Source organism: Myroides sp. TSA_177.3, assembly GCF_052691955.1.
This window is the reverse complement of record NZ_JBQZGD010000009.1, coordinates 69,059-83,546: the sequence shown is the minus strand read 5'-3', so window position 1 is coordinate 83,546 and position 14,488 is coordinate 69,059. Positions and strand designations below refer to the sequence as shown.

Annotated in this window: 14 protein-coding genes; 8 read left to right on the top strand and 6 right to left on the bottom strand. The window is 37.6% G+C overall.

Annotation, left to right across the window (positions count from 1 at the left end; genetic code table 11):
• Positions 1-32: 32 nt before the first annotated feature.
• Positions 33-833 (bottom strand): helix-turn-helix domain-containing protein, encoded by an 801-nt coding sequence (locus ACUTSE_RS10465; RefSeq protein WP_445640192.1) that lies wholly within the window; start codon positions 831-833, stop codon positions 33-35.
• A gap of 69 nt (positions 834-902) precedes the next feature.
• On the opposite strand from ACUTSE_RS10465, the gene ACUTSE_RS10460 reads away from it, so the two are divergent.
• The 6 genes from ACUTSE_RS10460 to hmpA all read left to right on the top strand — a co-directional run bounded on the left by ACUTSE_RS10460 (position 903) and on the right by hmpA (position 6,622).
• Positions 903-2,057 carry an Atu1372/SO_1960 family protein gene (locus ACUTSE_RS10460; protein ID WP_445640191.1) on the top strand — a complete coding sequence of 385 codons (1,155 nt, stop codon included), beginning with the start codon at positions 903-905 and terminating at the stop codon, positions 2,055-2,057.
• 587 nt (positions 2,058-2,644) lie between these two features.
• Complete coding sequence (locus ACUTSE_RS10455) at positions 2,645-3,619, top strand: hypothetical protein (protein ID WP_445640190.1); 975 nt, start codon at positions 2,645-2,647, stop codon at positions 3,617-3,619.
• A 6-nt stretch (positions 3,620-3,625) separates the two neighbouring features.
• Positions 3,626-4,294: a hypothetical protein gene (locus tag ACUTSE_RS10450; RefSeq protein ID WP_002991396.1), complete on the top strand. Its 669-nt coding sequence runs from the start codon at positions 3,626-3,628 to the stop codon at positions 4,292-4,294.
• An 11-nt stretch (positions 4,295-4,305) separates the two neighbouring features.
• Positions 4,306-4,731, top strand: a complete 426-nt coding sequence (locus ACUTSE_RS10445) for a GNAT family N-acetyltransferase (protein ID WP_445640189.1) — start codon at positions 4,306-4,308, stop codon at positions 4,729-4,731.
• Between the two features lie 104 nt (positions 4,732-4,835).
• Entirely contained in the window at positions 4,836-5,273 is a 438-nt protein-coding gene (locus ACUTSE_RS10440) for an RrF2 family transcriptional regulator (protein ID WP_002991399.1), read from the top strand.
• A gap of 149 nt (positions 5,274-5,422) precedes the next feature.
• The gene (hmpA, locus tag ACUTSE_RS10435; protein WP_445640188.1) at positions 5,423-6,622 is read left to right on the top strand and encodes an NO-inducible flavohemoprotein; all 1,200 of its coding nucleotides are present in this window, start codon (positions 5,423-5,425) and stop codon (positions 6,620-6,622) included.
• Between the two features lie 158 nt (positions 6,623-6,780).
• Here the strand turns inward: hmpA and ACUTSE_RS10430 are convergent, their stop codons facing one another.
• From ACUTSE_RS10430 to ACUTSE_RS10420, 3 genes are read right to left on the bottom strand one after another with little or no spacing between them, the layout of a single operon-like run.
• On the bottom strand, positions 6,781-8,370 hold the full coding sequence (locus ACUTSE_RS10430) for an MFS transporter (protein ID WP_445640187.1): 1,590 nt from the start codon (positions 8,368-8,370) through the stop codon (positions 6,781-6,783).
• A complete protein-coding gene (locus ACUTSE_RS10425; protein WP_002991407.1) occupies positions 8,367-9,419 on the bottom strand; it encodes an HlyD family secretion protein in 1,053 nt (350 codons plus the stop codon). Before ACUTSE_RS10425 ends, ACUTSE_RS10430 begins: the two co-directional genes overlap by 4 nt.
• 9 nt (positions 9,420-9,428) lie before the next feature.
• A complete protein-coding gene (locus ACUTSE_RS10420; RefSeq protein WP_445640186.1) occupies positions 9,429-10,757 on the bottom strand; it encodes a TolC family protein in 1,329 nt (442 codons plus the stop codon).
• A gap of 91 nt (positions 10,758-10,848) precedes the next feature.
• Here ACUTSE_RS10420 and ACUTSE_RS10415 point away from each other — a divergent pair, with 91 nt between their 5' ends.
• The gene (locus ACUTSE_RS10415; RefSeq protein ID WP_445640185.1) at positions 10,849-11,652 is read left to right on the top strand and encodes a helix-turn-helix domain-containing protein; all 804 of its coding nucleotides are present in this window, start codon (positions 10,849-10,851) and stop codon (positions 11,650-11,652) included.
• A 14-nt stretch (positions 11,653-11,666) separates the two neighbouring features.
• Here ACUTSE_RS10415 and ACUTSE_RS10410 read toward each other — a convergent pair whose 3' ends face one another.
• Together ACUTSE_RS10410 and ACUTSE_RS10405 are read right to left on the bottom strand one after the other, a co-directional pair.
• Positions 11,667-12,434: an aminoglycoside adenylyltransferase family protein gene (locus ACUTSE_RS10410; RefSeq protein WP_445640184.1), complete on the bottom strand. Its 768-nt coding sequence runs from the start codon at positions 12,432-12,434 to the stop codon at positions 11,667-11,669.
• Positions 12,435-12,494: 60 nt separating this feature from the next.
• Positions 12,495-12,917 carry a PH domain-containing protein gene (locus ACUTSE_RS10405; protein ID WP_445640183.1) on the bottom strand — a complete coding sequence of 141 codons (423 nt, stop codon included), beginning with the start codon at positions 12,915-12,917 and terminating at the stop codon, positions 12,495-12,497.
• 231 nt (positions 12,918-13,148) lie between these two features.
• On the opposite strand from ACUTSE_RS10405, the gene glyA reads away from it, so the two are divergent.
• Positions 13,149-14,429, top strand: coding sequence for a serine hydroxymethyltransferase (gene glyA / locus ACUTSE_RS10400; RefSeq protein ID WP_445640182.1), 1,281 nt, complete (start codon positions 13,149-13,151; stop codon positions 14,427-14,429).
• Positions 14,430-14,488 lie beyond the last annotated feature (59 nt).

The window sequence follows — 14,488 nt, the reverse complement described above, 5'->3', positions numbered from 1 at the left end:
GGTTTAAACAATTGGGGGGATCGTTAGTACTATTATTTGTGTTTGTGTGGTTTGGATTTCATAATAGTATTATAGGATAGCGTAAAAGCGGATAAGCTGCTATATCCTACTAGATGTGCAATTTCACTTAATGTATATTGCTGCGTATCACGGAGTTCAATGCTTTTTAAAATGCGAATGAGCTGAGTGTATTTCTGAAGGGTAATACCTGTTTCTTGCTTAAAAAGGCGCTGTACACTTCGGGTAGACATCTGGGCAATACCAGCTAAATCAGCTGTTGCACAGTTGGTGTGATAGTGTGTATGAATGTAAGTACAAACTTCCAATAAACGCGGATGCGTAGGAACCGGTACACGCAGCGATTCATTCTCCTGACAGAATTCAGGAAGATTTCTCAGAATGGCTTGGATGAAAAGCGCTTGATCTGGATTTTCATCAACGACTTGATTCCACTTACTTGCGTACAACAGCATTTCTTTCAATACAGGAGGAGCTGAAAAAACGTGTACTTGTTGAAAGAAATCATCTTGCGGTACGGTTTTAAATAAGGCAACGCGCAAGTGTACCGTTTTAGCTTCAGAACTGATGCGATGCTCCGTATGAGAGGGAATCCAAATGACGTGATGTTGTGGAACTAAATAGGTTTTATTGTCCAGATGGAAATACTGATACCCTTGTTCTACATAAGTCAATTGGTAGCGTTGATGGGAGTGGGTATACGCATCATGTTGCCAATCTTGGACATACCAAAAATAGGCATCAATGGATAGCTTATCCTTATAATTCCCCTGATTTTGTTCAATCAATCCACATTTAGGTGTGTCGTTTTGCATATACTTTTTGGCAAAGTTAATAAAAAAAGCAAGTGTATCTTTGTATAGAACAAGTCAAAATAGATAAAAATGAAACAAGTATCGATCCTGCTTTTCGCAATCGTATTAACTTTAAGTACCCAACGCATTATGGCACAAGAACCAACCACTCATATTTTAGTACTCCTTGATTCGGATCAAGGAGGTACGTATACTTTAGCCAAAGAAATCGCTCAAGGTGTTGAGCGCTGGCCAGGAGCTAAGGCGACAATTAAAAAGGTAAAAGAAAACAATAATCCAGCATTGGCTGCTGTTCCTTTGGTACAAGTAGATGAATTGCCTCAATACGACGGAATTGCCTTTGGTTCTCCCGTTTATTTTGGCAATATGAGCACAGGAATGAGTGCTTTCTTTGCACAAACGATTGACCTATGGACGGCACGTGCATTAGAAGAAAAACCAGCGACAGTGTTTATGTCAGGGGGGAGTGGAGCAGCAAATGAATTAGCGTTGCAAGCTTTTTGGAATACATTAGTTGTTCATGGAATGTTGTTAATTCCCAATGGTATTCAAGGATTTGATCAAATAGATACCACCAAAAAGCAAGGGAACTCCGTATTGGGCGTTACGAGTCCGATGTCTATTAACAAAGGAGAACGACCAACTCAAGAGGAGCGTTATTTGGCCCAAAATCAAGGAGAGAAATTAGCTCGAGTTGCAAGTGCATTACGCGGAACTAAAAAATCACCATCCATAGTGAAACCCAAGGAAACTCAAGCTGCGTTAGATGTTAATCAACAGCTGAAGGATAAAAAGATAGTATTACCTAGCTTGCCTAAACCAGTCGGTAATTACGAACTGTATGTGCGTTCGGGTAATTTGGTGTTTATTAATCAAGTTGCCTTGAAAGATGGTAAAATATTCAACCCAGGAAAATTAGGCGTAGATGTAACGGAAGAAGAGGTAAAAGAAGCAACAAAAGTAACCATGCTGAATGTGTTAGCTATTTTGAAAGATGCTGTAGGAGGCGATTTGAATAAAGTACAGCGTTGTGTTCAATTAATCGGAGCTTTTAATACGGTAGATACCTATACAAAACATGCAGTATTGATGAATCCAGCGTCAGATTTGGTCGTTGAGGTACTGGGAGAAAAAGGAAAACATACGAGAAATACGGGAGGCGCAAGTTCATTACCACTGGGATCAAGTGTTTCGATCCAAGCGATTTTTGAAGTGAAGGAGTAGTTTTTTGAGAAGGTGAGGGGGTGAGAAGGTGAGCGGTAAAATTCCGTAGTGGCAAATGGCAATTTGCCAAGTAACAAGATAAATTATGGAAATAACGGATCTACTTTACAAAGCACAAACCTCACATAGGTAGGTTGCTTTTTTGTTTTTTGCGAAGTTGTAGGGTTTATCGACTAAAGGCGATTTGCAAAAAAGCCTCTTCCAAAGAACAACCCTTCCAAAGAACAGCGTATTATGTGAGCGCTGGATGCGACCCCTCCTTCGTCGGGGTGACATACTGGGTGTGAATGGTGAGAAGGTGAGAAGGTGAGAAGGTGAGAAGGTGAGATTGATGAGGTGGTTTCTAATTAAATCAGATTGCCTTCTTTAATCGACAATTCTCACGATTTTGCAAAAAAGCGACTTCACAAAAAAGCAAAAAAACGACTTCACAAAGCACAAACCTCACAAAACACAAAGCACCCCCTTTCGCTTTACTCCGTTTTATTGTTTTTTTTGTAGTTTTGTAGAATCATCAAACAAAAAATAGATTTCTACTAGCGTTTTACCTTCACCTTACACGAAAAAACTAAACAAAAAACACGTACATGAGTAAGATTTTTGGGCTTTTTTGGCTTTTGTTTTTCTTGTATTTTATTTTCGCTCATCCTGCAATTATCTATTATGGGAGTGAATTTCAAAGGCATCATTTAGAAACTGTAAACCCGACAGAAGCGTTGGTGTATCTAGGATTGAGTATCACCCTTTGGGTGGTTATATTTTCTGTTTTATTGTACTGGGTCTTCAAGTATACGATTCAGTCTAAGCGAAATATTACGCAAATTAATCAAACGGGAAAACGCATTGAGGCACGTATTGCTCAAGTGAGTTCAAATGCAATTTTTAAAAACAACATAGCTATGCGATCCTTGGTTTTGAAGTTGCATAATCTAGAGAACGAAAGTATTGAGCACAAGATGGATATTAATGACTCCAAGCCGGAACAAAACCGTTTTGTCGAAGGGAAAATGATTCATCTACGCGTAGATTCAACCTTTAAGAAACAGCCCTATGTTATTTTGGAAGGAACCAAAGGACGAATAAATGGATTGTTCTTTGCGTTGTGGTTGCTTTTCTTAGCGGGGGTGTTGTACTACTATACGTTCTCCTATCAATTAGAAAGTGAAGGCTATGGTTGGCGTTTTCTAACGTTGAGTCATCCTTTAATCAGTAGTGCTGGTTTTTTAATTCTATTTACGGGCATTATTTACGTGATTGTAAAGTTCTTGATTTTTAGAAAAATGAATATTGGAACGTCTAGTTTGGCCTTGAAATTTAGAGGTAAACGAGCCAATGGAACCATTGTAAACGTTCAACAAACAGGAACCTATATCAATGAACAACCCGAAGTTCGATTTGATGTAGAATACACCGATGATAAAGGGATAATCCATCAAGTAAAAATAAAGAAAATAGTGTCTTTACTCGAGGTGGGGAGTATTAAAAATCAAACCTATTGTAGCTTGTTCTATGACCCCAAAGAACCGTCAAAAGCACAATTTGAACAAGATATTAATCCCTAGTAAGTCATGAAGAAAAGAACTATAGTTAGACATAGTGTACTTGTATTCGCGCTTGTTTTTTTGAGTTCGTGTACAGATTTTTTGAAGTCGATTGAAGCTACAAAAAACGGAAGCACAACCAGTCAATCAGTTGAAGGAAAAGAACAGGTAGTAGAAGAGGAACTTCCTATAGAAACAGCAGCGATTACTCAACCTCAAAAGAAGACCGAATTTGCAGCACATAGAGCAGATTTACAAGAGGTAGAAACCGCGTTGCGCAACCTTCCGCAATTGAAAGACAAACCAATTTATGTCTATCAATCCATTCATTTTTACGATAACCATCGCGTTTTACTGCAGATTCAAAACCCAGATAATGCCAACTATGTAGATGAATACTATTATGTTGATGGACATTGGCAGGAACCCAAACCAATTGTATTGTCAAAACACACGAAAGTTAAGGAAGACATCGTATCTTTAGATGAGATTCCTTTTGTACATGCAAACAATGTGTATGAAGCATTAAAAGAAAAAGTAGAAGAAATAGGAGGAAATCCTTCCGATTTAACGGTGTATGTGATCACGAGAAAAAATCGAGTGCGTTGGTATCCTAGAACGATTAGCAATGAACGTGAGAGGTATTCCATCGAATTTAAAAAAGACGGAACCTTACTTTCTTTTGAACAAGACTAAAAAGAGCAAAGATGAAGATACGAACTATGGAAGAAAAAGATGCAGCTGTCGTTGCTGATCTTTTAACACAGCTAGGTTATCCAGATACGTTAGATTTTTTACCTGCTAAAATTGTCAATATGAGACAGGATAGCCGAGAAAAATTACTGGTAGTGGAAGAGCAAGACCAAGTCATTGGCTTCATCTCATTGTCTCTCATTCCTCAATTAGCCGTGCGTGGTGATTTTATGCGAATCAGCTATTTCGCTGTAGATGCAGAAACAAGAAGTAAAGGAATAGGCAAACAGGTGGAGGACTATGTTGCTGCTTTAGCAAGACAAATGGGCTGTGATCGCATTGAATTACACTGTCATAGCAGGAGAACCCAAGCCCATGAATTTTATTTGAGACAAGGGTATGAAGAGGTGCCTAAATATTTCGTTAAATACTTGAAATAAAAAGAGGTACTAGCGAATCGCAATTCATTCATTGAGGAATAGAATACGGAAGAATTATCATACATTTGCCACCGAGAAGCATACAATACTAGATATAAGAAGTTATGGGGATTTTTTCAAAAACTTGTGAATACGCATTAAGAGCTGTTTTATACATTGCCAAAAGAAGTGAGGAAGGACATAAGTCTGGAATAAAGGAGATTGCGCAAGAAATCAATTCTCCAGAACATTTCTTAGCTAAAATTCTCCAAAAATTAAGTCGTGAGGGCCTTATTCAATCAACGAAAGGACCGAATGGAGGTTTTTTTCTAGAACGAGAGGATTTTAATCGCCCCTTGGCAGAAATCGTAGAAGCAATAGAAGGCAAAGAACTCTTTGTAGGCTGTGCAATGGGATTGAGTTATTGCTCAGAAACAAACCCATGTCCTTTACACAATGATTTCAAGCAGATTAGAGATAACTTAGCTCACGTATTGAAGACTACAACTATTGGCCAATTCAATTTAGGTTTGATTGAAGGGCAGTTTACACTAAATAAATAAAAAAAAGGAACTAAAAATAAGTTCGTCTTTTACTTGAATAAAAGAGATAAAAGTCTTTTATTTGTAAACAGGTAGAATAAACCTACCAAGAGTATGAGTAAATAAAAGATAAAAAGCTCTTTTTATCTGGATAACAAAACAAGTAAATCATGACAACAGAACAAAAAGAATTAGTAAAAGCTACGATTCCTATTCTAAGAGAGCACGGGGTAGTGCTAACAAAACATTTTTATCAACGCATGTTTCAACACAACCCAGAGTTGCAACATGTTTTTAATAGAGGAAACCAACAAAATGAAAAGCAGCAAACCGCTTTAGCTATGGCTGTTTTAGCGTATGCAGAGCACATTGATGATCCGAGTGTTTTATTTCCAGTGGTGGATTCTATTGGACATAAACATACCAGTTTGGATATCCGAGCAGAGCATTATGCAATTGTAGGAAAACACTTGATTGCTTCTATTAAAGAAGTACTGGGTGATTTAGCTACGGATGATTTATTAGGTGCATGGGCAGTAGCTTATCAAGAATTGGCAGATTTGATGAGTGGACATGAACAAAATATCTACAACCAAAAAGTAAATGAAAAAGGAGGATGGACAGGTTGGAGACCTTTTGTGGTTAAAGACAAGGTAGTAGAATCTGCGGAGATTACTTCGTTTTATCTATACCCAGCAGATCAAGGACCAATTGCTGGTTTTAAACCAGGGCAATACCTTAGTTTGCGTATGTTCTTACCAGAACTAAACCTATTACAGCCAAGACAATATAGTATTTCTTGTGCGCCAAATGGAGAATATTACCGTATTTCTGTAAAAAGAGAAAGTGGAAGTCAACATCCAGATGGATTAATTAGCAACCGTTTGCATCAGGTTATTCAACCAGGAGATTTAGTGGATCTTTCAGCACCGTCTGGTGTATTTGTTTTACAAGATACCCCAGCAAAAACAAAAGTATTCATTAGTGGAGGAATCGGACAAACGCCGCTTTTAGCTATGTTGGAATCACTTGTTCAAGGGGAGCAGAAACCAGCAATTAAATGGGTACACGGTTGTAGAGATTTAGAAGTTCACGCATTTAAGCAACGCCTAGCGGAAGTAGAACAAGCAAATGCGAATGTGACGCAACATATTTTTTATGATACTGTAGAAACAGCTGCACCAAATACATACACAGGTTGGGTGGAATTAGCGCAAATAGAAAAGGATATTGTATCACAAGAAGCGGAATACTACATTTGTGGACCTCGTGGATTTATTGAGAAACACTACCAGTATTTGGTAGATCAAAAAGTAGATAAAGCAGCTATTTTCTTTGAAGAATTTGGACCTGCTTCTTTAACCTTGTAATTTTTTTTTGTTATAATCGCTTTTTTATAGAAATGGAACTACTTCAATGGAGGTAGTTCCATTTTTTAATTGAGGCAATTTTGATTTGATTGGAAGAAGACATAAAAAAAAGGAACCCATGTTTAGCATGGATTCCCCGTTGAAAAAAGTACAAAAGCTTAGTAAGGAATAAAATTTCTACTCAATTTCGCAATGACCTTTTTAGTTGGTTTGGCGAGTAAAACCATTAGAATAACTCCTGCCAATCCCCAAATCGCCCAGCTGTAATAATCCATGGAAGCGCGGTAATTGACTTGTTGTAAAATATGAGTGTTGTATAATTTGCTTGCCAGTTGTGTACCTAACGCAGCATCTTTACCATCTAGAAGCACCTGTTGTTGAAAATGTTGAATTGTTGCTGTATGAAACGGATTTAGTTCCGTTACATAGTCTGCGGTTCGGTTGTAATGTGAACTTCTATTAAATAGCTGAAAGTAGTTGGTTAAGCCTATGGTAACCGAAAAACTCAAAAATCGAAAGCTGATTCCCAAAAAGGAAACGGCATTGGAAATAGCAGGTGGAATAGAAGCTGCTGTATAAACTATAAGGGGAATATGTAGGGCTGCCATGGCCATTCCTTGAATAAAGAAAGGGAGAATAAAAGAATCTTGATCCCCTTGACTTGAAAATAAGAAATAGACTTGGACATGGTAGATGAGCAATAAGGCAAATCCACCCAGTACAAGGTATTTAATTGCAGTTCCGTTTAATAAGAGTCTAGAAGTAATCAATAATCCAGCGAGCGTTCCCAATAGATTGCCTAGGTAAATAGGAGTTAAATTGATGGACTCCACCCCCAAAGCTGTTTGTAAATACGTATAAGCAAATCCCGTTGTTCCTTTAAAAAAATAGTATACCATTAACAGCGCAATACCCAAACAAAAGTCTTGGTATCGGAATACGGCTAGGTTGATAAAAGGTCTTTTTAGTCGTTGTTGCCTCAAGACGAATAAGAGAATCGAACATAATGTGAGAAGGCTTAAGCCTCTAATGGTTGCATCTTCTAAGTAGTTTAATTTTTGTCCATACACAAAGATGTAACCGATGGAACATATAATCACGGTAAAGTAGATATAACTAACCCAATCCACTTGATACAAGGGGAGTCTTGGTTTTAAATATACATTATTGGTCGTAATCAGCAGTAAAATCGTTCCAGGTACTTGACATAAAATCAAGAGGTACCACAAGAGTTCAAAGGGATAAGACTGTAAAATATAGCTACATAAAATACCACAAAGGGGAACACAAACTAAGAGTGTCCCATAAAAAATGGTATAGCCAATGACTCTTGCTCTTGCTGAGTTTAATCTCGGAAAGAGTAAGTTTAAACAAATGCTGCAAAAGAGCGCACAAACAGCGCCTTGAATAAAACGACAGACAAATAAGATGGTTAAATCTCTAGTTATTGCGCATACCACATAGGTAATCGTGTTAATTGTTACTCCAAGGAGAAGGTATTTTCGCAAGCTAAAATACTTGACCAATCGATCATCTAAAGGCAAAAAGCAAACTAAGGCACCGTACATTAGTAAAACAGAATATTGCACATCACCCGCTTCTATTCCATAATGTCCCATAGTGTCTAAACTATTGCTATAATAAAAAGCAAAAACAGCTAAGGCTGGAAATAGCAGCAGAAAGATGGTAATGCGAATAAGGTAATCAGGTACCCAAGTTTTAAACGTTGGGAGGGGAGCTAGTTTCATGGTTTGTCGATATAAACATTAGCATTCATTCCTGCAGATAGATTGGGATATTGAGATAAATCTTCTACTAATTTGATTCGTACAGGAACGCGTTGAATGATGCGAACGAAATTTCCTGTTGCATTGTCTGGAGGCAAAAGAGAATAACGTGAACCTGTTGCAGGGGAGATGGATTCAATTTCCCCTTTAAATTCTTTATCAGGAAAAGCATCTAGGGTTATTCTAGCGCTTTGACCAAGGTGAAATTTGCCTATTTGCGTTTCCTTAAAGTTGGCAACAATCCATTTCCCACTTTCTTCATTGATAATATAAGATAGGGTTTGCCCTGGTTGAATCAATTGCCCTTCTTGAATGGTTTTTTTGCCAATTCTACCCTTGTAAGGAGCCTGAATAACAGTATACCCCACATTAAGTTGATTCTTGTTTAAAGAAGCTTCTTGTTTTTTAATTTCAGAAAGGGCAGCTAATTTTTGCGCCTTGATATCTTCAATTTTAGCCAAGGCTACTTGGTAGCTATTTTGGGTGACTTGGTACTCTGATTGCGCGATATCAAGTGCTGTTTTAACATTGTCAAATTGTTGTTGGGTGGTCGATTCTTCTGCAAGTAGATTGGCATATCGTTTAAACTCTTGTTGTTGTCTGGTGAGTTTGGCTTGTGCCACTTTGATTTGTTCTTTGGCTACTTGGGCTGTATTGTTTAGGGTATTGATATTGGAATCGAGAATACTCAATTGCGCTTGGGCATGTTCTAGAGAAGCTGCAGTTTCCGACAAGGTCGCTTTGTAATCTCGACTGTCTAAGATTAAAAGCGTATCCCCAGCCTGAACCAGTTGATTCTCCTCAAAGTAAATACGTTGAATATACCCGCCAACTTTACTGTTAATTGGGTTGACATATTGTTCCACTTGGGCATCATTGGTCGATTCGTATTTGATATATTCTACACTCGCCAATAAGCCGTAAATCACTAACCCCGTTAAGAGGATTAACGCTAAGATCTGAGTGGTTTTTAAAATAAGATGATCGGTTTTTGTAGTATGTTTATTCATGATAGACGCTTATAATATTCCGGTTATTTTTTGGATTTGATAGTATTCAATTTTGGCATTAATTTTCGCACTTGTAAGTGAAAAACGCGCTTGTAAAACTTGCGTTTCGGCATCTAATAAGTCGATGAGTAAGGCCTGTTGATTAAAGTAACTGTTGCGTATAATGCGCAGCGTTTCTGTCGTTTGACGGATGGTTTTTTCCGCTAATGCAATGCGATCTAAACTTTCTTGATACTTGACCACATAGGTTTGGAGCTCATTTTTAATCTGATCTTGCTGTTGCTCTTTCTCTACTTGTTGTTGGAGCATGACGATTTGCTGGCTGTTTTTTTGGTGTTTCGTATGGTATAAATTAGAAATAGGAATATTTAATTTTAACCCCACTTGACCAATATGATATAACGCTTGAGCATACGGATAGGTTTTGTTTTGAGGGTAATTAAGTCCATAATCAGCAAATAAGGATAACTTAGGTAACACGGCAGACGAGATTTGTTTGAGTGTCAAAGCTCCTTTTTCAATTTCTTGATTGGCTAGTTGAACGGAATAAGCTCCCAATAAGGCCTGATTCAAATGCTCTTCATAGCTGATAAACGTTGGTAATTGATCTAAATCAGCATATTGAGGAAGTAACGCATCCGTATCCTTTCGTCCCATCATCAGATTTAATTGTTGGGTCACAACAACGAGGTTATTCTCAATTTCTTTTAAAAGCATGTTGTGATTCGATAGCGTTACCTCAGCGCGCAATACATCACTTTTTAGAATCGTGCCATTTTCATATAAACTCAGTATATCTTTCAATTGTTTTTCATCCTGTGCAATCTCTTTCTCTACTAACTCTTGGTAGTTCAGATGTAAAACTAGGGCATAGAACAACTTTGTACTTTCAATTTTTGCTTCCGCTGTAGTTTGTTGAAGTTGCGTTTCGATGGAGGCAAGTTCTACTTTTTGAATTTGAAGCTGTCTATTTTTCTGATTTCCCTGATACAGCACCAAATCGGTAGATAAAGAAGTACTGTATTGGGTGGATCGAATGGGAATCACAGTGGGCTGATGAAGAAATCCATCTTCATACAGGGATAAATCAGATCGTTTGCCATAGCTTCCTTCAAGTTGTACCGTTGGCAATCGACTGCTTTGGGTTTGCTTTATATTTTCTTGTTTATCCTGGGCATGTAAACGGATAATCGCAAGTTTTTTATAATTATCTTCGGTGTACTGCCATACTTTTTGCAAATCAAAAGTAGCAGCTGATTGAGTAGCCTCTTGACTGAATAAGAAATGATAATTGGCTAGCAAAAAGAACAGAAGTAGTATGTTTCGACTTTGTTTCATTGTTTTATATCGTTTGTTCTATGCAAAACTAGAATAGAATGATTCTAAGTATTTTATATAACTAGCCAATATTTTACTTATTTTAGCCAGTATGAAAATCTTACAACAAGCAGAAAAAGATATTGACGAATATCCAAAGAGCATTTACATCATGCGCGAGCAATTGGAACATCGTTTTCCTCCACATAAGCACAATAAAAGTCAGATTCTATTAGTTTCGGGCGGAATTGCCTATTTGAAAACGAAGGAAAGGGAGTATTATATTCCCGCTCAGCACTATGTTTGGATTCCGAAAGGAACGATTCACAATGTAAAGTCAAATACAACAGAAATTGTGCTTTTGAATATTTACTTTCACGAGGAGGAAATGGATCAAAAGTATCATTTTATGGATGAACTAGGGATTTATCCCGTTAGTCATCTGATGTATGAAATGTTAGTGTATGCAAGACAATGGAAAGGCGTTATATTTCCCGATACTTGGGCCTATGAATTTCTAACGACGATGAAGCATTTTATCATGCAAGATCCAGGAAAACCTTTTTCCATTCAATTGCCAACGACAGAAGATAGTCATATGTTGGCTATCACAGACTTTATGCATCAAAACTTAGGAGAAGAACTGACCTTGACGTATCTGGCCGAAACGTTTGGCTATAGTGTACGGTCATTGACGCGTTTATTTAAAACACATTTGGCCATTTCTTTCTTACAGTATTTAAAAATGTTGCGCATGATTAAAGCCATGGAATTACTGATGGAGAACAATAAAAATGTAAGTGAAGTTGCTTTTGAAGTCGGATACTCTAGTATTGCTGCTTTTAGTAATACATTTCAACAATTGCTAAACATTAGGCCGAGTGATTTCCAATTTTCAGTACGCAGTAAATCGTAGAAACTACAACATCACTACACGGATTGAATCAGTTCAGCCATTATCGCACCAAAATCAGCAAGGCGTTTTGGATCTGTTGTTGGGGTCGAAGTTGTTGTACCCAAATAGGCTTCTTTTGCTTCTTCTACCAAGGCGTGAAAGGGGAGTGGAAGATAAGGCAAGCAATAAGTTGCAGCTTGATCTTTGGGTAGAATTTGCCCCGTTTGAACAGAATACAGCATGCGACAAAGCGTTAAGATGACATTGGTTTGATCCTCTTCAATTTCCTGAATTAGTTGAGGGACATTGGCTTGAATGGCTTGTATAAACGCTGCATTTGAAACCGCAGGAATTACTTCCATTGCCTCTTTTCCATACAGGGTTATACTGTTTTGTTTGACTTTTCGCAAGAGAATAGTCAAGTCCGGATCTATTGTTTTTTGTGGAATAAATCCAGTGAGATAATCGGTTCTCAGCCATTCTCCATATTGAAATTCTCGTTGGATGGGAAAAGTACCTTTGTCCAGTTCTTCTTGATGCACCAATGTTACTTCCAAATAACGCAAACCTGCCGTATTGCCAATAGCTCCTGAAATTTGGAGTAAGGCTTGTACGAGGCGTTGTTTTTCTTCTTCACTTACCGTTGCATCAACTACTACAAAAAAATCTAAATCACTTTGAGGACGCAATCCACCATCAACAGCTGAACCATATAAATAAATACCTACCATTTTTACAGGTAATATCTCAGTTAGCGCTGTTGTTGTTTTGTGTATTTGTGGGTATGTAGTAGAAAGGTACATAAGAATAAAGTAGTGAATAAAAGATTGAATTTACGAAAATTATAGCGTTTGGAGAAGATACTATTTGTTTTTTGGAATAAACTCAATATCTGAATTATACGTTTGTATTTGCGTAATAAAATCGATTGGGTTTTCTGGAGAAATTAAAATACTATCATAGGTTTTATAGTAAATTTCTAAACGTTGGTTGGATAAAGCTGGTCCGCTGACTGCACTTTTTGATTCTTCTATCTTGCGAATGCTTTCTATAGGAATTTTTTTATTTACAAATATTCCCCCTTTGATACGCAATAGGTTTTGAGTTGTGTCGATTTCATAATAGGTTTGAAAGTAAACGTCTATAAGCATAGCCAACACAATTAAGGCAGTCAACCAAATGTACCAAATTTCAATAAAAAATGCAGCCAGAAGGCAAGCGATTCCTATGGTAAGAAAGAGTGTTATTGTTCCTAGTGACACTTTACTGTTGTATTTTGTTTTCATAGTTAACCAAAATGAGGTTGAATTTAAGAGAAAATCAAAGATAAATAAGTTTAACAACAGAGAAAAGAGAAATGGATTGATGCTTGATTTAAAGTTTATCTGGACTACTAGATATTGTTAATCTGTGTTGTTTTATTGCTCCATGATAGACCTACTTTTGTGCTCAAATAAAGTAGATGACGTATTTGGAACTACTTTATTGTGGTTTAACAACAAGTAAATGCAACAATCATGAACAACTACAACAACAAGCTTCTATTTGAATTAATTAAAAGAGAAGAAACAAGGCAACGAGAATCATTAGAACTGATCGCTTCCGAAAATTTTGTCAGCGAAGAGGTATTAAGAGCTAATGGATCAATTTTAACGAATAAATACGCGGAAGGTTATCCAAGTAGAAGGTATTATGGGGGATGTGAGTATGTGGATTTAGTGGAGAATATGGCTATTGAAAGTATCAAGGCCATCTTTGGAGCGACTTATGCGAATGTACAGCCCCATTCAGGTTCACAAGCTAATTTTGCCGTCTTGGCTGCGTGTTTACAACCGGGTGATAAGATTTTGGGGTTTGACTTAACTCACGGAGGACATTTGACTCATGGATCAGCAGTAAATTTTTCAGGAAAACTATACCAACCTGTTTTTTATGGAGTAAATAAAGAAACAGGACTATTGGACTATGATGCGATACAAGCCATTGCTTTGAAAGAAAAACCCAAGATGATTATTGCAGGAGCGAGTGCATATTCCAGAGGCATTGATTACGAGCGTTTCAGAGCTATTGCTGATAGTGTACAAGCCATTTTACTAGCGGATATGGCGCATCCTGCAGGATTAATTGCAAAGGGATTATTAAGTGATCCTGTTGCACATTGTCATATCGTGACGACGACCACACATAAAACCTTACGTGGACCTCGAGGAGGAATTATCTTGATGGGAAAAGACTTTGAAAATCCACAACAATTGAAAACGGCAAAAGGCGAGATTCGAATGATGTCATCGGTGTTGGATTCTTCTGTATTTCCAGGTAACCAAGGGGGACCACTCATGCATACTATTGCAGCAAAGGCGGTGGCATTTCACGAGATTTTAACGGATGATTTTACGACCTATGCCCAACAAATTCAAAAGAATAGTCGTGCGATGGCAGCGGCTTTTTTAGATAAAGGCTATACGTTGGTATCTGGAGGAACAGACAACCACTTGATGCTCGTAGATTTAAGTAGCAAAGGAATCACCGGAAAGGAAGCTGAAATTGTCTTGGAACAAGCGGGAATTACCCTGAATAAAAACATGATTCCCTATGATCAACAATCAACAGCCATCACATCTGGTATTCGCGTGGGAACACCTGCAATTACTACCCGAGGATTGTTGCAAAAAGAGATGTACATCATTGTCGAATTGATTCACGAAGTGTTGCAAAACAAAGACAACGCAGTGAAACACCGTCAAATTAAAGATGAGGTGCAACGCCTGATGCAAGATTATCCCATGTTTGCCCGTTAATAGGTTTTAGTGGAAGGATAAAAATAAAATAAGGATACGGTTTAAGTGCAATTTTCTTT